Annotated in this window: 19 protein-coding genes and 1 tRNA gene; 13 read left to right on the forward strand and 7 right to left on the reverse strand. The window is 29.5% G+C overall.

The features are described from left to right. The first annotated feature begins 443 nt into the window (after positions 1 to 443). From ABNT65_RS11150 to ABNT65_RS11160, 3 genes are all read left to right on the forward strand, one after another. Complete coding sequence (locus ABNT65_RS11150; RefSeq protein WP_348706890.1) at positions 444 to 1,100, forward strand: response regulator transcription factor; 657 nt, start codon at positions 444 to 446, stop codon at positions 1,098 to 1,100. Positions 1,101 to 1,383: 283 nt separating this feature from the next. Further along, entirely contained in the window at positions 1,384 to 2,082 is a 699-nt protein-coding gene (locus tag ABNT65_RS11155; RefSeq protein WP_348745860.1) for a hypothetical protein, read from the forward strand. 8 nt (positions 2,083 to 2,090) lie between these two features. Beyond that, positions 2,091 to 3,962 (forward strand): ATP-binding protein, encoded by a 1,872-nt coding sequence (locus ABNT65_RS11160; protein WP_348745861.1) that lies wholly within the window; start codon positions 2,091 to 2,093, stop codon positions 3,960 to 3,962. On the opposite strand, the gene ABNT65_RS11165 is transcribed toward ABNT65_RS11160, so the two are convergent. After that, complete coding sequence (locus ABNT65_RS11165) at positions 3,949 to 4,446, reverse strand: metallophosphoesterase family protein (protein WP_348745862.1); 498 nt, start codon at positions 4,444 to 4,446, stop codon at positions 3,949 to 3,951. The two genes, ABNT65_RS11160 and ABNT65_RS11165, sit on opposite strands and share 14 nt — an antisense overlap. Before the next feature lie 1,180 nt (positions 4,447 to 5,626). On the opposite strand from ABNT65_RS11165, the gene truA reads away from it, so the two are divergent. The 3 genes from truA (at position 5,627) to ABNT65_RS11180 (ending at position 8,652) form a co-directional block, all read left to right on the forward strand. After that, on the forward strand, positions 5,627 to 6,361 hold the full coding sequence (truA, locus tag ABNT65_RS11170) for a tRNA pseudouridine(38-40) synthase TruA (RefSeq protein WP_348706894.1): 735 nt from the start codon (positions 5,627 to 5,629) through the stop codon (positions 6,359 to 6,361). A 50-nt stretch (positions 6,362 to 6,411) separates the two neighbouring features. Next, positions 6,412 to 8,127, forward strand: a complete 1,716-nt coding sequence (locus ABNT65_RS11175; RefSeq protein WP_348745863.1) for an ABC transporter ATP-binding protein — start codon at positions 6,412 to 6,414, stop codon at positions 8,125 to 8,127. A gap of 69 nt (positions 8,128 to 8,196) precedes the next feature. Then, positions 8,197 to 8,652, forward strand: coding sequence for a hypothetical protein (locus ABNT65_RS11180; RefSeq protein WP_348706896.1), 456 nt, complete (start codon positions 8,197 to 8,199; stop codon positions 8,650 to 8,652). A 247-nt stretch (positions 8,653 to 8,899) separates the two neighbouring features. Here ABNT65_RS11180 and cdaA read toward each other — a convergent pair whose 3' ends face one another. From cdaA to ABNT65_RS11200, 4 genes are read right to left on the reverse strand one after another with little or no spacing between them, the layout of a single operon-like run. Beyond that, positions 8,900 to 9,685: a diadenylate cyclase CdaA gene (gene cdaA, locus ABNT65_RS11185; protein WP_348706897.1), complete on the reverse strand. Its 786-nt coding sequence runs from the start codon at positions 9,683 to 9,685 to the stop codon at positions 8,900 to 8,902. A 45-nt stretch (positions 9,686 to 9,730) separates the two neighbouring features. Beyond that, positions 9,731 to 10,573 carry a metallophosphoesterase gene (locus ABNT65_RS11190; RefSeq protein ID WP_348745864.1) on the reverse strand — a complete coding sequence of 281 codons (843 nt, stop codon included), beginning with the start codon at positions 10,571 to 10,573 and terminating at the stop codon, positions 9,731 to 9,733. Between the two features lie 9 nt (positions 10,574 to 10,582). Beyond that, positions 10,583 to 11,407 carry a dihydropteroate synthase gene (gene folP / locus ABNT65_RS11195; RefSeq protein WP_348737764.1) on the reverse strand — a complete coding sequence of 275 codons (825 nt, stop codon included), beginning with the start codon at positions 11,405 to 11,407 and terminating at the stop codon, positions 10,583 to 10,585. Then, positions 11,408 to 11,995: a TIGR00730 family Rossman fold protein gene (locus ABNT65_RS11200; protein ID WP_348706901.1), complete on the reverse strand. Its 588-nt coding sequence runs from the start codon at positions 11,993 to 11,995 to the stop codon at positions 11,408 to 11,410. Between the two features lie 85 nt (positions 11,996 to 12,080). On the opposite strand from ABNT65_RS11200, the gene ABNT65_RS11205 reads away from it, so the two are divergent. The 5 genes from ABNT65_RS11205 (at position 12,081) to ABNT65_RS11225 (ending at position 16,315) form a co-directional block, all read left to right on the forward strand. Continuing rightward, the gene (locus ABNT65_RS11205; RefSeq protein ID WP_348706902.1) at positions 12,081 to 12,626 is read left to right on the forward strand and encodes a DUF1599 domain-containing protein; all 546 of its coding nucleotides are present in this window, start codon (positions 12,081 to 12,083) and stop codon (positions 12,624 to 12,626) included. Between the two features lie 19 nt (positions 12,627 to 12,645). Continuing rightward, on the forward strand, positions 12,646 to 13,650 hold the full coding sequence (locus tag ABNT65_RS11210; protein WP_348745865.1) for a DoxX family protein: 1,005 nt from the start codon (positions 12,646 to 12,648) through the stop codon (positions 13,648 to 13,650). Positions 13,651 to 14,143: 493 nt separating this feature from the next. Next, positions 14,144 to 15,169 (forward strand): SRPBCC family protein, encoded by a 1,026-nt coding sequence (locus ABNT65_RS11215; protein ID WP_348706904.1) that lies wholly within the window; start codon positions 14,144 to 14,146, stop codon positions 15,167 to 15,169. Positions 15,170 to 15,231: 62 nt separating this feature from the next. Then, positions 15,232 to 15,606, forward strand: a complete 375-nt coding sequence (gene crcB / locus ABNT65_RS11220) for a fluoride efflux transporter CrcB (RefSeq protein ID WP_348706905.1) — start codon at positions 15,232 to 15,234, stop codon at positions 15,604 to 15,606. A gap of 4 nt (positions 15,607 to 15,610) precedes the next feature. After that, positions 15,611 to 16,315, forward strand: coding sequence for a crotonase/enoyl-CoA hydratase family protein (locus ABNT65_RS11225; RefSeq protein WP_348706906.1), 705 nt, complete (start codon positions 15,611 to 15,613; stop codon positions 16,313 to 16,315). A gap of 37 nt (positions 16,316 to 16,352) precedes the next feature. Here ABNT65_RS11225 and ABNT65_RS11230 read toward each other — a convergent pair whose 3' ends face one another. Both ABNT65_RS11230 and ABNT65_RS11235 read right to left on the reverse strand, forming a co-directional pair. Then, positions 16,353 to 16,958, reverse strand: coding sequence for a DUF1684 domain-containing protein (locus tag ABNT65_RS11230; protein WP_348706907.1), 606 nt, complete (start codon positions 16,956 to 16,958; stop codon positions 16,353 to 16,355). Beyond that, complete coding sequence (locus ABNT65_RS11235) at positions 16,958 to 17,500, reverse strand: DUF4252 domain-containing protein (RefSeq protein WP_348706908.1); 543 nt, start codon at positions 17,498 to 17,500, stop codon at positions 16,958 to 16,960. Before ABNT65_RS11235 ends, ABNT65_RS11230 begins: the two co-directional genes overlap by 1 nt. A gap of 418 nt (positions 17,501 to 17,918) precedes the next feature. On the opposite strand from ABNT65_RS11235, the gene ABNT65_RS11240 reads away from it, so the two are divergent. Together ABNT65_RS11240 and ABNT65_RS11245 are read left to right on the forward strand one after the other, a co-directional pair. Next, entirely contained in the window at positions 17,919 to 18,146 is a 228-nt protein-coding gene (locus ABNT65_RS11240; RefSeq protein WP_348706909.1) for a hypothetical protein, read from the forward strand. A 134-nt stretch (positions 18,147 to 18,280) separates the two neighbouring features. Beyond that, positions 18,281 to 18,355: transfer RNA gene (locus ABNT65_RS11245), tRNA-Pro, on the forward strand. Positions 18,356 to 18,415 lie beyond the last annotated feature (60 nt).

Genomic DNA, 18,415 nt, shown 5'->3' on the forward strand with positions numbered 1-18,415 from the left:
TTTATTTATTAGAATGAAATAGTAAAAGTATATAGTTATAAAAAAGCTACTTTTTACACTAATTAAACTATACTATTTAAACCACAACTACAACTAATTAATTATCAAATACTTTGCATAATATACATACCTTAATTAAACTTTGATAAATAACACACAATCAAAACTAAAGAGGATTAAAAATGAATACACAATACTTATTTTAAAAATTTTCAAGAAGAATTAGGCATAACTTTCATAGTTTATTTTTTAAAATATACATATCTTTACTATAGTAAAATATACTATAAAAACCTTAAAAACAAAAACTTAACCTCAAAATGTTAAAGAACAACTAAGGGTTTACCCTGATTACTTAAGTAAAAACCCTGACAAAACGTATAGGGATTCTGAGTATTGTGAGAACTGTAGTTGTCTTTTAAATTTGTAAACGTAAACAACAAATGAGTTACAAGAAGATTAAAGTTCATATAGCCGACGATCACAAAATCCTAGTAGAAGGAGTGATGGCTTTAATAAATATTGAAGATGACATCGAAGTTGAGGGATATTCTCTTACAGGAAGAGAAGTAGTCAACTGGTCAACGTCTAACACCGCAGACATTTTAATATTAGACATTAATATGCCTGACATGGATGGAATAGAGGTTTTAAAAGCATTTCACCAAAGAGAAATTGAAATGAAAACTATAATTCTATCAAGTTTAAGCGATCCAAAAATAGTTTCAGAAATGATTGCTTTAGGTGCTAACGGTTTTTTAGAAAAAAGCTGTGCGTATGACCATATTGTAGATGCAATAAGAGCTGTAAACAATGGTTTGCAATATTTTAATGAAGATATTAAAAGTAAACTATTCAATTTATATGTTACGGGATCAAAAAATGAGATTAAGAGGGAACAATCTCATAAAGATTTGACAGAAAGAGAAATTGAAGTACTGAGATTAATAGCCCAAGAAAAGAGTTCATCTGAAATAGCACAAAATTTAAGAATTAGCATAAAAACGGTAGAAACATATCGTAGAAGCCTATATAAAAAGTTGAAAGTAAAAAATGTAGTAGGTTTAGCGATGTATGCCGTTAGGAACAACATAGTATAATCCTTTCATTCTATCTTTTTTCTTTAACCCCCTAAAGAAAAAAACCCCCAAAACCTATAATCCTAACTAAGTACATCGCTAATAAACTACTAACCATAACAATATATTTGGCGATGTACACTGTTATTTATAACATAGCATAGAAAAACCCCTTCATTTTGTTTTCTTTATCCCCTAACAATGAGAACGTCCCCCGTATCTCCATCTGTCTATCCTAAGTACGTCGCCTTTTTTAAACAAGCCCATAAACCTTAAATATTAATAAATAACACATTCAAAAATCATGAAAAAAATTACCCCATTATTTATAGCAGTTGCAAGTTTTTTATTTATGACATCTTGTTCATCTAATGACAATGACACCAATATAATTCAAGAAAGCCAAGAAAATCAATTACAAACTTATACTTTAAAAAGGGATTCTCAAGGGAGATATTCAATAGACTTTAACGTTTCAGAAAATACAGCGGTTGAATCTTATAAAAACGCTGACTTATCTAACGAAATTATTTTATCTAAAACCAACCAAAAGTCAATACCAAACTATACCAACAATTTCAAACTTGAGAATAACCTTTTAAAAGTAGGCTTTTTAGAAGAAAACAATGGCAAACAAACTTCTATTGCAATTGAAGATGAAAATATTACCTTTGCTAAAGGTGTAACTGAATATTTAAATAATTATAGCGTTACTAAAAACAAGGACAATACCTTTAGTTTAAACTTCGAAGTAGATGAAAATGTAATTGCTGAATTTGTTTATAATGAAAATGTTGAAACTTACGAGGTTCATTTATCTAAGGGAAAAAGTAAAATAACCAAATTTGAGCGTATTTTAAGCAAACCAAATGATGATATATTAAAAATTGACTTCGTTAATCACAAAACATCAAACACTAATAATATTCAGAATAGAAACTATGGCGAAGCAGGTGAAATACCCAGAAAACCTAGAGTTATAATAGAATTATCTAGTATTTAAAAATCTATATGAAACTTTTTTTTGTTTGTCTAATAACAATATTAACTGTAAACAAAAGCTTTTTCTTCAAGAAAAAAAACTATAAAATAGCCTTAAATAATAAGGCTATTTTAGTACAAATAGATCAAGATTCTACAGCTATAAAATACAAAAATGCTTTAACAAAATTCAAAAAAGAGCTCTACTCTAAAGCTCTTGAAGAAGCTCTAATAGTCTTAAGTAAAAGTAAAGATGATAAAAAACATTCGTATTTAGCCCTCAAACTTATTGGTGATATATATCATAAAACTCATGAAGTAGATAAAGCTTTATATTTTTACAAAAAATCTCTTTTTTATCTAAAAAAATTAAAAGAAGATGATAATATCGATGATTTTGATAGTCCAATAAAAAAAATAGACAATTCTATTTGTCAGATTTATTTGAAAATTAGCGGTAATTATTTAAAAAAATATAGAGATATAAAAAACAAACCACCCAAAAAGGTAAAAAATAAAAAATTAACAAAACATCTTTTATTAAAAAACAAGGATAGCGCACTCTTTTTTGCTAAAAAAATAGATAGCTTAACATCTATTAATGACGAAATTGAAAAATACAAAGCTATTTCATATTCAAATATTTCAACTCTCTACTTCTTAGACTCTATATACGACAAAGCTAGTTTCTTTGCTCAAAAAGCAATAAAAATTCACCAAAAAAGGAATGACAAGGAAAGAATCGCTAGCTCTTTAAATAACCTTGCTAATGTTTTTTTAGCTAAAGGTGATCTAAAAAAAGCTAAATCACTATACAGTGATGCAATATCAGCTATTGATAAAATAGAAAACCATAAAGCTACGGAATTTAAATCCATCTTATACTATAATTTAGCTTGGGCAATGAGAAAACTTGAAGAAGTTGAAGCTTATGACAACCTTGAAAAATCATATGAATTAGAAGACCTTTTAAAAGAAAAAGACATTAAAGAAGTGGTTAAAAAAATTGAGGCCAAACACAAAGAAAACTTAGAAAAACAAAAAGTAGATTTGGTAAAAAACCAAATAGAATTAGAGAAACACCAAAAAAGAACTACTAATTATTTATTAGGAGCGCTTTCCTTACTTATTTTAACTATATCAGGAGTTGTTATTTATAACTACACCCTACGCCAAAGAAACTTACACTTAAAAATTGAACAAAATAAATTAGTAGAACAACAAAAAATAGCCCAAATAAAATCAGATTCTCAAAAAATGATTTTAAATGCTGCTATTGATGGTAAAGAAACAGAAAGAAAACAAATAGCAGAAACCTTACATGATAGCGTTAGTGCTTTACTATCTTCCGCCAACATGCATTTATTAGCTACAAAAAGACAATTCAACGGCAATACTCCTATTGAACTAGATAAAACACAAAAAATAATTTTAGAAGCTTCTCAAAAGGTTAGAGATTTATCACACAACTTAGTTTCTTCTATTTTATTAAAATTTGGTTTAGAGTATTCTCTTCAAGACATCACTCAAAAGTACTCTAATTCAGAACTTACTTTTCATCCAGACATGAGTAATATCCCTAGATATGATCAAGATTTTGAAATTAAAATGTACAATGTTATTCATGAGCTTATCAATAACATCATAAAACACAGTAAAGCTGCCAATGCATATATTGTTTTAGAAGATACTGGTGATTTTTTATCTGTTTTAATTGAAGATGATGGTGTTGGTTTTAATTACCGAAATAGTAAAGTAAAATCTGGACTTGGCCTTAACCAAATTGAAGCTAGAATTCAAATGATGAATGGGAATATTATTATTGAATCAGCAGAAAACAGAGGAACAAAAATTACCATGTCCGTACCAACTATAAAAAAAAAAGAAGTTAACCTCGTTTAGCTAATTCAATAACCTCCATATTTTTAACAGCTCCTTTGTCTAACTCAAAACGTAGCATGGTGCGTACTTTATGAAAACCATGATTACCTGCTGCACCTGGATTTAAATGTAATATTTGTAATTTTTCATCAAACTGAACCTTTAAAATATGTGAATGCCCACAAATAAAAAGTTTTGGTCGTTCTTTTTTTAAATCTTCTCTTACTCTTTGGTTGTATTTATTAGGATACCCTCCAATATGTGTAATCCATACAGACACCCCCTCTACTGTAAATTTTGCATCTAAAGGAAACTCTGCCCTTGCATCTTTATCATCAATATTTCCATAAACTGCTCGTAAAGGTTTATATTTTTTTAAAGTATCAGTCACTTTTAAATCGCCAATATCTCCAGCATGCCATACTTCATCAGCCAACTTAACAAATTTTAATATCTGAGCATCTATATAACTATGCGTATCTGAAAGTAATAGTATTTTTTTCATACAAAGGGCAAGGTATATAGGATATGGGTACAAAAAAAATAAACTCGCAAAAATGTGAGTTTATTTTAGGGGAAACTTAAATGGGGGGATATTGTATTAATACATTACAAAGATATACCATACCATAAACCCATCCATTAACATACGTTAAAAAACACATTTACAACACAATAAAAAAACAGGAATAAAAAAAAAATAAACTCTCAGGTAATATACAAGGAGTTTATTTTAAGGGAAAAAAATTAACAAGGGGATTATCAATAATTATGATAACAGTTCAAATATATAATATTAAATTAACATAACAATTAACATATGTTAATTTAATATTACACAAACAGAATTTATAGACTTTTATGAGTCTTTAACATCATTTTTAATTTAAATGTACTCACAAGAAAAACAATCTATTTTTAAGATAGATAAAAGAAAATTAAAGCGTAGTTAGACTAGAGTTTCTTTTATTTTAAAATATCAAACAAAAAGAGGCAGTTTAATTAAGTATATTTATGTTAGATGTGATACATAAAACTATTGAAAACTAAAAAAGGATTGAATTAGTTCTAAAAAAAAAAATAAACTCTCAGGTAATATACAAGGAGTTTATTTTAGGGGAAAAACTTAATATTGAGGGATCGTACTTATCATAAGTTATAAATACACTACAAAAATAAAGCACATAACACTCATAACCATTAACATAGGTTAATAAAAGTAATTCTCTATAAAAAATCAAGAAAAGTATTCATTTAAGACTTATAAAAACAGAAAAGCTTTTTATCCATTAATTCTTTCTAAAAAAAATAAACTCTCAAGTAATACACAAGGAGTTTATTTTAGGGGAAAAACTTAATAATTAAGGGAATTATGTAACTAATTTAAATACACTACAAAGATATCCTCTAAAACACTCACAACCATTAACATAAGTTAACAAAATTAACTTTCTGCAAAAAACATTAAAAACAACTCCGTACAATCATTTGTTAAACACAAAACAATCAACCTTTTACCAAACCGTTTTATATAACTACTTAACTTATCATGAAACTCATTAATACAAAATCATAAAAGACACAATCACTTTTACGTATTGTGTTACCACTAAAAAATTAACAGAACATTTTATAATTGATACCATATAAATTCCATAATTTAGCTACTTAAAAACACCATTTTTTTGAGGTATTTTATAGAGCTATCATATAACGGTAAAAACTATCATGGCTGGCAAATACAACCAGATGCAATTTCCATACAAGAAAAAATAAACAATGCTTTAAGCACTATTTTAAGAACGGACATTAATATAGTTGGTGCTGGAAGAACTGATGCCGGTGTTCATGCTTCTCAAATGTTTGCACATTTTGACATTGATAAAGTTTTAGATGAGAATTTCACGTATAAGCTAAACGCTATATTACCAAATGACATTGTTATTCATCAAACACTTTTAGTAAATAATGATGCCCACGCTAGATTTGATGCTAATAGTAGAAGCTACGAATATAAAATATGGCTAGGTAGAAACCCTTTTTTATTAGATACCACTTGGCAATTACTTTACAAAGACATTAATATTAATGCTATGAATGAAGCTGCGCAAATATTATATGAGTATAATGATTTTGAGTGTTTTTCAAAAGTAAAAACTGATGTCAATACATTTATTTGTAAAGTTACCGAAGCTAAATGGATACTTAACAACAGTAATTTAACGTTTTATATATCTGCCGATCGATTTTTAAGAAACATGGTAAGAGCTATAGTAGGCACTTTACTAGATGTTGGCTTAGGCAAAAAATCTGTTGCAAACTTTAGAGAAATAATTGAAAGTAAAAACAGAAGTAAAGCTGGTGTTTCAGTTCCAGCAAAAGGATTATTTTTAACAAACGTATCATACCCCTATATATAGTGAGTACAAAATCAGGAAACGCATTTGACATTAAAATTTTTGCAAGGCTTATGAGTTTTGCAAAACGCTATCGTTTAAAATTTGGTATTGCCGTATTTTCAACCATTTTCTTAGCAGTTGCTTCCGCAGCAGACCCCTATATTTTAATGTATGCTATTAATGATTTTACAGATACTAAAAACCTTAGTCAACTAATAAATTATACCATAATTTTATTTGTTTTATTATTACTACAAGTATTGCTTCAGTTTTCTTTTATATATTTTGCCAATTGGGTGGGGCAACATATTATAAAAGATATTAGAACTACTACCTTTAATAAAATTATGCAATTTAAAATGGGCTATTTTGATACTACTTCTGTAGGTAAACTTGTTACCAGAGTAGTGTCTGATATTGAAACTATAGCTAACTTTTTCACACAAGGTGTATTTATGATTGTTAGTGATATTTTAAAAATGCTGGTAGTAGCAATAGTGATGTTTACTATTAATTGGAAACTAGCTTTAATAGCACTAGCAATGCTTCCCATATTAATTTATGCTACCAAACTTTTTCAAATTGCCATAAAAGCTACCTTTCAAGACGTAAGAAATCAGGTTGCTAATTTGAATGGTTTTGTACAAGAACGTGTTACGGGAATGAAAATAGTTCAGCTTTTTAATAGAGAAGTTATAGAATATAAAAACTTTGTTGACATTAATAACAAACATAAAAAAGCCCATATTAAAACTGTATGGTACTACTCCATCTTCTTTCCTATTGCTGAAATTTTATCATCAATTGCCATTGGACTTATTGTTTGGTTTGGTGGTTTACAAGCTGTAGAAAATGAAGCAGTAACTCTAGGAGCAATTGTTGGTTTTATAAGAATGGCACAAATGCTTTTTAGACCGCTACGCCAAATAGCCGATAAGTTTAATCAATTACAAATGGGTATTGTTTCTGGTGAGCGTGTTTTTGCTATTATTGATACTGAAAGCTCTATTGATAAAACTGGAACATTACAAGCTAAAAATTTAGAAGGAGCTATTACTTTTAAAAATGTTAGGTTTAGTTATATTAAAAATGAAGAAGTTTTAAAAGGCATTAGTTTTAATGTTGATAAAGGCCAAACAATAGCTATTGTAGGAGCCACAGGAGCAGGAAAATCAACCATTATCAATTTAATAAGTAGGTTTTATGAAATAGATAGTGGAGAAATAACTGTAGATAACACACCTGTACAACAATACGATATTTCATCATTACGCAACAAAGTAGCCGTAGTTTTACAAGACGTATTTTTATTTTCTGATAGTATTTTTAATAACATTACACTAAACACCCCATCTATTACGTTAACAGAAGTGCAAGAAGCTGCCAAGCAAATTGGAATCCATGATTTTATTATGAGTTTACCCAATAATTACCAGTACAATGTTAAAGAAAGAGGTAGTATGCTTTCTTCTGGTCAAAGGCAATTAATTGCATTTTTAAGAGCATACGTAAGTAAGCCTTCTATTTTAATTTTAGACGAAGCTACCTCATCAGTAGATTCACATGCAGAACAAATGATTCAATATGCAACCGATCAAATAACTAAAAATAGAACGTCAATTATAATTGCTCACAGGTTAGCCACTATTAAAAAGGCTGACAAAATTATTGTAATGGATAAAGGTAAGATTGCCGAACAAGGAAATCACCATGATTTATTACAAAATGAAACTGGTTTTTATCGTAATTTATACGAAAAACAGTTTAGTAATGAAAACGTAGAATAAATTTGAATAGACAAATCAAAATAGTACATTTGTTTCTCAATCAATCATTAAACTTAAAATCATAGAACGATGAAAAAAGTAATCTTATCAGCATTAGTTGCTGGTTCTTTAATTGCAACTTCTTGTAAAAAAGCTAAAGAAGAAGCTGACAAAGCTGTTGAAACAACTACTGAAGCTGTAGACAAAGCTGCTGATGCTACCAAAGAAGCTGCTACTAAAGCTGTAGAAACAACTACTGAAGCTGTAGATAAGGCTAAAGAAGCAGTACAATCTGCTTTAGAGGGCGTAACTATCCCTAACTTTGACAACGAAAAAGTTGAGCAACACTTAAAAGACTACGCTACTTATGCTAAAGACTATATAGCTGCTAAAGGTGATGTAGTTAAAAATACTCAATTAGCTAAAAAAGGGGTTGAATTAGCTACTAAAGGTGCTGAATTAGTAAAGACTTTAGATGCTGATGGTGTTAAAAAGTTTAATAGTGTAATAAGCGCTATTCAAGCTAAAATGGCTCCAGCTAAATAATAAATTAACTTAATTCTAAGTTAAACAAAAAAGCCTTCAAGTTATTTGAAGGTTTTTTTATGTTTTATACCAATTGAATTTTAGAATACCGTATAAATTAATTGAATTATTTTTAGAATTGTTTTAGGCTGAAAAATCAAGCATAGTCTTAATTATGCTTGTCTTTTTTAAACGACAAACAAGCTAAAAAGAAAGAATTTATATGCGATATTTTATTATTTAATTGGTATTATATTCCAATATCATGTTAAGTTATCACTACATCACTTTGTAATTTTTTACCTAACTCTTCTATAGACCCATACAACACAAACTCACCATCCTTAATATAAGAAATCTCTCCTGTTTCTTCAGACACTAACAAACAAACAGCATCTGTTTTCTCCGTAACACCAATAGCAGCCCTATGGCGCAATCCAAAACGCGAGGGTATTTGTGTATTCTCTGAAATAGGTAAAATTACCCTAGTAGCAACAATATAATTATCCCTTATAATAGTAGCCCCATCATGCAAAGGACTATTCTTATAAAAAATACTACCTAAAATAGCTTCATTAACCACAGCATTCATAGCATCACCCGTATTTACTAAAAAATCTAATTTATTAGTTCTTTCAATAACAATTAGAGCACCTGTTTTAGTCTTAGACAAAACAACACAAGATTTCAATATTGTTTCTGTATCAACCTCAGAAGTAATTTCAGTTTGTAAAAATTTAAGCTGATGTAAAAAACTCCTTTTAGCAGAAAAGTTGGTTGTACCAATCATTAATAAAAACTTACGTATTTCTTGCTGAAAGACAATAATTAACGCAATAACACCTCCTGATAATAAATACCCCAAAATACCACTCAACATTTCCATACGTAATGCTTGAGTTATTTTCCAAATAACAAAAATTAAAGCAATCCCTATAACAATATTTATAGCCACAGTACCTTTTAAAAGCTTATAAATATAATATAGTAGTACCGCTACCAAGATTATATCAAGAATATCCAAAAAAGAAAAATCAATAAAGTCTAAATTCATTATTAGGTACTATTTGTGTAAATGTACTTATTTTAAACCAATGCATTAGGCAGTAGTCAATTCAAAAACGGTAATTTCAGGGCGCACATTAAATCTAACTTGCCATAAATGCCCTAAAGCTCTATTAATATATAATGTTCGTCCATCTAGTAAATCTATCTCGCCAGCACTGTATTTTTTATTTTTAACCGGTAACATAGGTGGTGGTAAAAAAGGAGGCTTACATTGCCCTCCATGTGTATGCCCTGAAAGAATCCAGCTTTTAAAACTCCCCCAAACATTTAAATCACAAACATCTGGGTTATGGCACAAAGCAATAGTAGCTTTTGAAGCACTATAATCTTGCATTGCTTTTACAGGATTAAAATTCACACCCCAATAATCATCAAAACCAATAAAATTTAAACCTTCTATTTCTTTCTGAGTATTCCTTAACATAGACACTCCAGAAGACTCTAACATATCAGTAATTGCATTCGCTACATGATGTTCTGCCCAATTTTTACCATAATCATGATTCCCTAATACACCTAGTGTTCCTAGTTCACCTTTTACCGTATACTTTAAAACTTCTTTTAACTGTTTTAATTGTTCTTCTGTTTCATAACTCACATAGTCACCTGTATACACTACAAAATCAGGTTTAAGCTCTTGCGCTTTTTTAAAACTATCAATTATGTACTGGTAATCAAATCTATTACCAACATGCACATCACTTATTTGCATTAAGGTTTTCCCCTCCAACGCCTGAGGTAAATTTTTAATAGGCATTTTTTTAGTTACAAACTCTAACCAAAAAGGCTCCACTTGCCAAGTATACCAACCACTTAAAACACCTAAACCTACACCACCATACACTGCCTTTTTTACAAAACTTCTTCTTTTCATTTTCTTATACTATAAATTTAATTGCTTATAAATTGTAACTGCTTCTACTGCTTCTTTTACATCATGAACTCTTAAAATATGTGTACCATTCATCAAGGCTATAGTATTAGCTACTGTAGTAGCATTTAACGCTTCTTTAGCTGTAATACCTAACGTTTTATATAACATAGACTTTCTAGAAACACCAGTCAAAATTGGCACCTCTAAACTCTCAAACAAAGACAACTTTTGTAATAATTCAAAATTATGAGCAATTGTTTTTCCAAAACCAAAACCTACATCAATAATAACATCATTTACTTTTAATGCTCTTAATTTAAACAACTGTTCTGCAAAAAATGAAATTATTTCCTTAACAATATTCTCATACTGAGGGCTATTTTGCATGTTTTGAGGTGTACCTTGCATATGCATTATAATATAAGGCACCTGTAAAGCCGCTATAGTAGAAAACATAGCATTATCCATTTTTCCTCCAGAAATATCATTTACAATTGCTGCACCTGCTAACACTGTTTCCTTAGCTACTTTACTTCTAAAAGTATCTACAGATATAGTAATATCAGGAAATTCTTTCACTAATAAATTAATAACAGGAACAATTCTTTTCAATTCTTCATCTTCCAATATATGTGCAGCACCAGGTCTTGATGAATAGGCACCAACATCAATAAATGCAGCACCTTCTTGTAACATTTTTTCAGCTTGCCTAAGAATACTACCTTCATCTGTATACTTCCCTCCATCAAAAAATGAATCTGGAGTTATATTTAAAATCCCCATCACTTTGGGTGAGGATACATCTATTAAATTCCCTTTACAATTAATTGTCATCTAACGTACAACTTTATCTATTATATCTTTTTTCTCTGGCGCTTTATAGTTTTTCATTTGCTCCATCAACCCTTCTACAGTAGTATCTACTAATAAAAATGCCCTATTTTCAGGTTTTAAAAAACCTTCTTTTACCATAAAATCTAGTTGCTTTAGTGTAGCGTCAAAAAAACCATTTATATTCAACACACCAACTGGTTTTTGTTCAATATGTAACTGCTGTAATGTTAATGCTTCAAAAAGCTCATCTAACGTACCAAATCCACCAGGCAAAGCAATATACCCATCTATTAGTTTGCTCATAGTTACTTTACGTTCACTCATTGTATCGGTAACTATCAACTCTGTAACACCTGCATGTATTACCTCTTCTTTTCTTAATAAATTTGGAATTACACCTATTACTTTTCCTTTTTGATCTAAAACTGTATTAGCTACTACCCCCATTAAACCAACTTTACCACCACCATAAACCATTTGCAAATTATTTTTTGCAAAATAATTTCCTAATTCAATTGCAGCTTGCTCATAAATGGAACTATAGCCTTTACTGGAACCGCAAAAGACTACTATATTTTCTAATTTCATAATAGTTAAAATAAATTATTTGGTAAAAATAAAGGAAAACCTAATGGTTTTATTATTTTTACCTTATTATTTCAGAAAACAAAAAATGCAAAATACTTCAGAACAATACAACTCGATTGTGGCAACATGTCGAGATTTATTTGTTAAAAAAATGTCAGATTACGGAAGCGCATGGAGAATATTACGTTTGCCTTCATTAACAGATCAAATATTCATTAAAGCCCAACGTATTAGACAATTGCAAGAAAATGAAATAAGAAAAGTTGACGAAGGAGAAAAGCCTGAGTTTATTGGCATTATCAATTATTCTATAATGGCTCTAATTCAGTTAGAACTTGGTGTTGTTGAACAGCCCGATTTATCAACTGAAGACGCCGCTGTTTTATATGACAAACACATTGCCATAACCAAAGAACTAATGGAAAATAAAAACCATGATTATGGTGAAGCTTGGAGAGATATGCGAATTTCTTCTTTAACTGACTTAATTCTTCAGAAATTACTCCGAGTAAAACAGATTGAAGATAATAAAGGAAAAACATTAGTTTCAGAAGGTATTGATGCCAATTACCAAGATATGATTAATTATGCTATTTTTGCTTTAATTCATCATTCAGAATTAGACAGTTAACCTTAAAACCCCTATCAATATGATATTAAAATTACTGACCCATATTTCAAGAGTACTTGTAGGACTTTTATTTATTTATTCTGGATTTGTAAAATTGGTAGACCCTATAGGTTCTCAATACAAATTTGAAGAATATTTTAGTGCAGATGTTTTAAATTTAGAATTTCTAATTCCAGTTGCATTACCTTTTGCTATTCTTTTAATTGTTTCTGAACTAGTTTTAGGTGTGATGCTTTTAGTTGGCTACAAACCTAAACTTACAGTTTGGAGTTTATTCGGGCTAAATTTAATATTCTTATTCTTAACTTGGTACTCATACACCTACAATAAAGTAACAGATTGTGGTTGTTTTGGAGACGCTGTTAAATTAACACCTAAAGAAACATTTTATAAAAATGTTATTTTTATGATATTCATTATCATTTTAATTTTAGGTATTAAATACATAAAGCCTTTAATTTCTGAAAAAGTATCAACTTTAACTACCTATGCTTCTGCATTTCTTTCCTTAGTAATTGCTTATTATGTATTAACACATTTACCTATTATTGATTTTAGAGCTTACTCAATTGGAACTAATATTGAGCAAGGAATGCAATACCAGGAAAATAGTGATGAAGTACCTCCTATTCATGATTTTGAAATAAGCACTGCAGATGGTGACAAGATGGAAGAAATGCTATCTAAAAATAAAGCCATGCTTATTTTTATGACCACCACTGAAAAAGTTAGTAAAGAAGGATTACAAGAAATTTCAAAAGTAGCTGCTGAAGCTAAAAAGAAAGGATATGAAATTTATATTTTAACTTCTGATATTATGATGGCAGATGTTATTTATGAAGAAAATTACGATACGTTAAACGCATTTAAAAAAGAATACAACCTGCCTTATACCTTTGGTAGTTGTGATGAAAAAGCTATTAAAACAGCAGTTAGAGCTAACCCTGGTGTTTTAACTGTAGAAAAAGGAAACATTGTTGGTAAGTGGAACTGGACAGATGCTAATGATATTGAATTAAAATAAGTTACTTATATATAAATTTTTCTATAATCAGAGGCTTTTAGCCTCTGATTTGTTTTTTAATACCCTATAAAACTCACAACAAAGCGAAAGAAACTCTTAACAAGTAAAGAGAAGCCAGTAACAAGACAAAAGGAACTCGTAACAAGCAAAGAGAAGCCAGTAACAAGACAAAAGGAACTCGTAACAAGCAAAGAGAAACCAGCTACAAGACCAAAGGAACTCGTAACAAGCAAAGAGAAACCAGCTACAAGACCAAAGGAACTCGTAACAAGCAAAGAGAAACCAGCTACAAGACCTAAGGAACTCATAACAAGCAAAGAGAAACCAGCAACAAGACAAAAGGAACTCGTAACAAGCAAAGAGGAAATCTTGTAACAAAACTACTCAATTGCACAAAACACTAAAAACCAAACAAGCATAAAAATCAAGTCCTTAACTTTTTTTCACATCAATAAAATTTGTAAATTCACTCCGCAACCAAATTTTATTAACCATGAAATTTTTAAAGTATTTTTTTCTTTTTTTACTAGCTATCATCCTTTTAGGATTATTGTATGTAAGCACTTACTCTGGTAATTATAACATTACACGAAGTAAAGTAGTAAAAGCACCTATAGCCCATGCTTTTAACACCGTTAATGATTTAAAAACTTGGGAAAAATGGGGTCCTTGGCATGATGAAGACTCAACTATTGTAGTTACTTACGGCGACAAAACTGTTGGTGTTGGAGCTTCTAATAGCTGGACTAGTAAAGATGGCCCTGGAGCCATGAAAACCATAGCTATTGAACCTAATACGTTTATAGATCAAGAAATGTCTTTTAACAACGGAGATCCAAGCGGAATTTATTGGAAGTTTAATGAAGTTGAAGAAGGCACCAAAGTAACTTGGGGCATGAAAGCAGATAAATCTCCATTTATATTTAAAATGTTTGCAGCAATTTCTGGCGGATGGGATAACATGTTAGGTTCAATGCAAGAAAAAGGCTTAGCCAATTTAGATAAAGTAATTACAAGTACAATTCCTGAAGCTCCAAAATGTAGATTAAGTACTATTTATGCTAAAGAATCTTCTAGTTTAACTTTTATAGGATATCCACATAAAATAAAAATAGATCATGATGAAATGACAAGGCTTTTTATGGCAGATTTACCTAAAGCTGGTACTTATGCTATTAAAAGCGGGTTAAAAGAAGGAGATTTTATTCCTGGTTCAGTTTACACAAAGTATGATGAAGCTTCAAAAGAAACAGAATTCTATATCGGGCTTTTATTAAATAAGAGCGTAAAACCCGCTGAAGGAATGGAAACTATCAAGTTACCAAAAGGAAAAGCACTAATGATTTCTAAATTTGGAAACTATGGTGTTGGTGATGAAATGGCACATCAAGCCTTAGCTGATTATATTTCTCAAAACAAATTAGAAATGACCTTTCCTATATGGGAACTATATGTAAATGACCCTACAAAAGTAAAGCCTGAAGATATTCAAACGGATATTTACTACCCTATTAAATAATAAGTAGTAGCAACACTATATAAACCTCACTTTCTCGTGAGGTTTTCTTATTTTCGCAAATAATGAAACAACTTCTCTTGATATTTATAGGTGGTGGTACTGGAAGCGTTTTACGCTATGCTATAAGTAAACTACTAAACAATTCACATCAGAGTTTTCCTTTTGGAACTTTTGCGGCTAACATTTTAGGTAGTTTTTTTATTGGTATTATTTTAGGCCTAGCAACTAAAAACACATCACTAACTACAAATCACACCTTATTACTAGCTACTGGGTTCTGTGGTGGATTTACCACTTTTTCTACCTTTGCTTACGAAAACCATATTTTTTTAAAAACAGGGGATTATACTTCCTTTCTTTTATACTCTCTTTCAAGTTTATTAGTTGGGTTTCTTGCTGTTTTTGGAGGCATTTTTTTAATTAAAACATTTTTATAATTTAATGAGTAATTTTATTAACTACAAAGAAGAAACAAATTATAGCATAATTACAATTAACAATGGAAAAGCAAATGCTATTTCTCATGAAGTAATTGACGAATTAAATGCATATTTAGACAAAGCTGAAAGCTACCAAAAACCAGTAATATTAACTGGACAACCAGGCATTTTTTCAGCTGGTTATGACTTAAAAAGTATGGTAGCCTCACCTGATTCAGCCCTTGAACTAGTTACAAAAGGATCTAAATTATCTTTAAAAATGTTATCTTTTCCAATGCCTATTATTACTGCTTGTAGTGGGCATGCAATTGCTAAAGGAGCTTTTTTACTACTTTCTACTGATTATAGAATTGGTGCTGAAGGAGATTTTAAAATAGGTTTTAACGAAGTAATGATAGGAATGACTATGCACAATGCTGGAATTGAAATTGCCAAGGCTAGATTAGCACCAATTTACCTTGAAAGAAGTATTAATAATGCCGAAATTTACAGCCCTAAAAATGCTATCAATGCTGGTTTTCTAGATAAGATTGTTCCTACTGAACACTTATTACCTACCGCTATTAAAATAGCTGAAATGTTTGGACAACTTAATTTAAAAGCACATGCTGCTACAAAATTAAAACTAAGACAACCTTATTTAAAAGCTATCGCAAATGCGATAGCACAGGATAGTCAGGAAGGATTAACACCTCCTTCTAAATAAAAATTACAAAAAGTAAAAATCCAGCAATGCTGGATTTTTACTTTTTATATGCTTTTACACCAGCCTCAATAGCTATATCTACATAATTATTTTGAGGTGTTATTGGGCATGAATATCGATCACTATAAGCACAATATGGGTTGTATGCCTTGTTAAAGTCTATCTCAATAGTTCCGTTGGCTTTTTCATCAGTAGTTAATACATCTATAAACCTTCCTCCACCGTAAGAAGTCTTCCCGTTTGTTTTATCTAAAAAAGGTAGAAACAAATTATTTTTATACTTATCTGAAGGATTTACATCTTTATAAATATCCAACTTAAATTCTTTTTCATCAATTTCAAAAACAATTTCTCCATACTTCTTATACACAGCTACTCTACTTGTAGTTGTTGGAAAATTAAAAGTAGGTGCATCTGGTGTTTTTATCAATTTAGCTAGTACTTTAAACTTATCATTTACAGAAAAAAACTCCAATCCTTTAAACTTTTTTAATCCTTTTTTAGTCAATGGTGAAGTACTCGCATCTTTAAACTTACTATTCAGTTCTCTTTGAAAGTCAGTTTCTCCAAGTAACTTTCTTTTTCCTTGAGAATTACACGAAGTTATTATCAATAACGTAACAATTAAAAAAAAGGCTCTCATTAATTAATTTTTATAGGTTCAATAGTTGGCGAAGATAATGGAGTTTGATAATGTTGTAATAATTTACTTGATAAATCTTCAAATTGATTTGTTTCAGATAAAACTTTTAACTTATTAGGATCAAAATTTCCTTTTAAATAAAAAGCTGAAGCTTTTGTAACATTAGCATTAAAAATAATAGCTTTTCTAACAATATCCCCATCTTCTACAACAGAAACAATTTTTGTCTTTTCTAATGAATTCACACGTAATATATCCGAAAACCCATTATCAGTCACTAAATTAATTTCATTAACCAAAGTTTGCCTTTTAAAATCTGATAAATCATTAAATGTAATAAACTTAAAGTCTTTAACATTTCCAAAAAAGCCATTTATTTCAGGTGAAATGCTACTTAAAATTGTTCTCATAAAGTTAGGAACTTGAAAAGCGGTTACTCCAATTTCATTCTTATGAGTATTAAAAAACTGTTGAAATGTTTTTTGACTTGAACAACCATTCAATATTGTTATGCAAAAAAGAATCATGAATACACGTTTCATTATTTTTTATATTTATTGTATTATTCATTTTTTTCTTAATTTACTATTTATTTAGCACCTAATTCACAATTATATGAGATATATTTAGTTTATATACAAAAAAAACACTAGATAAAATTTTAAAAATTCAAAAGATTTATTATATTTGATAGAGAAGTACTTTACTAACAGCGTTTAAAAACTAGCTTTTTAGACCTATATAATGAAAATTTATCAGAATATAATATATTTTGATTCTTTTTTAACATAAAAAACCGTAAATAACCCTATATTTGAACCCCATTTTTTATAGTATTTAGCTGCTATAAGAAAATAAACCGTGTATGTAAGACTACAAATATTAAGTCTTTTCAATTTATAATCAACACCAAACCGGAATTGTAAAGATAATTTTAATTAAAAGAAGAAACACTTAAATATGACAGAATTAATTAGTAAAGCTGAGGAGTTTGAAAACAGAAAGTTCAAATTTGTTACTACTAGTGATCGAATATTAGCTTCTAGAGAGGCCAAAGCGTTGATATTAGAAATTAATGAAGTATATAAAGAAACTAAAGATAGTAACTTAATGGACATCATGAAGCGCTTAACAGCAGTTAAGCAACGTATAGACAAAAGATTAAAAGGAAAACCTTTAACTGCTTAAAAGCAATATTTAAAGTAGGTGAACGTTATTCTAAATGAGAGTATATTTTAATAATAGCTCTTATTAATAATATTTATTCTTGATAAGAAATTCTAGGATTATTCCTAGAATTTTTTAGTTTTGCAAATTAGTATCGGGATGTAGCTTAGTCCGGTTAAAGTGCTGGTCTGGGGGACCAGAGATCGAAGGTTCGAATCCTTTCATCCCGACTTTTTATTCATAGAACTACTTACTAGTATCTTATGATAACCCAACATTGATTTTAAGTT

This window comes from Tenacibaculum sp. 190524A02b, assembly GCF_964036645.1.
GTDB lineage: Bacteria > Bacteroidota > Bacteroidia > Flavobacteriales > Flavobacteriaceae > Polaribacter > Polaribacter vairaonense.

Bases quoted from the DNA above. Each gene is read 5' to 3' on its own strand.
- ABNT65_RS11150 (WP_348706890.1), top strand. From the start codon at position 444: ATGAGTTACAAGAAGATTAAAGTTCATATAGCCGACGATCACAAAATC.
- ABNT65_RS11155 (WP_348745860.1), top strand. From the start codon at position 1,384: ATGAAAAAAATTACCCCATTATTTATAGCAGTTGCAAGTTTTTTATTT.
- ABNT65_RS11160 (WP_348745861.1), top strand. From the start codon at position 2,091: ATGAAACTTTTTTTTGTTTGTCTAATAACAATATTAACTGTAAACAAA.
- ABNT65_RS11165 (WP_348745862.1), bottom strand. From the start codon at position 4,446: ATGAAAAAAATACTATTACTTTCAGATACGCATAGTTATATAGATGCT.
- ABNT65_RS11175 (WP_348745863.1), top strand. From the start codon at position 6,412: ATGAGTTTTGCAAAACGCTATCGTTTAAAATTTGGTATTGCCGTATTT.
- ABNT65_RS11180 (WP_348706896.1), top strand. From the start codon at position 8,197: ATGAAAAAAGTAATCTTATCAGCATTAGTTGCTGGTTCTTTAATTGCA.
- cdaA (WP_348706897.1), bottom strand. From the start codon at position 9,685: ATGAATTTAGACTTTATTGATTTTTCTTTTTTGGATATTCTTGATATA.
- ABNT65_RS11190 (WP_348745864.1), bottom strand. From the start codon at position 10,573: ATGAAAAGAAGAAGTTTTGTAAAAAAGGCAGTGTATGGTGGTGTAGGT.
- folP (WP_348737764.1), bottom strand. From the start codon at position 11,407: ATGACAATTAATTGTAAAGGGAATTTAATAGATGTATCCTCACCCAAA.
- ABNT65_RS11200 (WP_348706901.1), bottom strand. From the start codon at position 11,995: ATGAAATTAGAAAATATAGTAGTCTTTTGCGGTTCCAGTAAAGGCTAT.
- ABNT65_RS11205 (WP_348706902.1), top strand. From the start codon at position 12,081: ATGCAAAATACTTCAGAACAATACAACTCGATTGTGGCAACATGTCGA.
- ABNT65_RS11210 (WP_348745865.1), top strand. From the start codon at position 12,646: ATGATATTAAAATTACTGACCCATATTTCAAGAGTACTTGTAGGACTT.
- ABNT65_RS11215 (WP_348706904.1), top strand. From the start codon at position 14,144: ATGAAATTTTTAAAGTATTTTTTTCTTTTTTTACTAGCTATCATCCTT.
- crcB (WP_348706905.1), top strand. From the start codon at position 15,232: ATGAAACAACTTCTCTTGATATTTATAGGTGGTGGTACTGGAAGCGTT.
- ABNT65_RS11225 (WP_348706906.1), top strand. From the start codon at position 15,611: ATGAGTAATTTTATTAACTACAAAGAAGAAACAAATTATAGCATAATT.
- ABNT65_RS11230 (WP_348706907.1), bottom strand. From the start codon at position 16,958: ATGAGAGCCTTTTTTTTAATTGTTACGTTATTGATAATAACTTCGTGT.
- ABNT65_RS11235 (WP_348706908.1), bottom strand. From the start codon at position 17,500: ATGAAACGTGTATTCATGATTCTTTTTTGCATAACAATATTGAATGGT.
- ABNT65_RS11240 (WP_348706909.1), top strand. From the start codon at position 17,919: ATGACAGAATTAATTAGTAAAGCTGAGGAGTTTGAAAACAGAAAGTTC.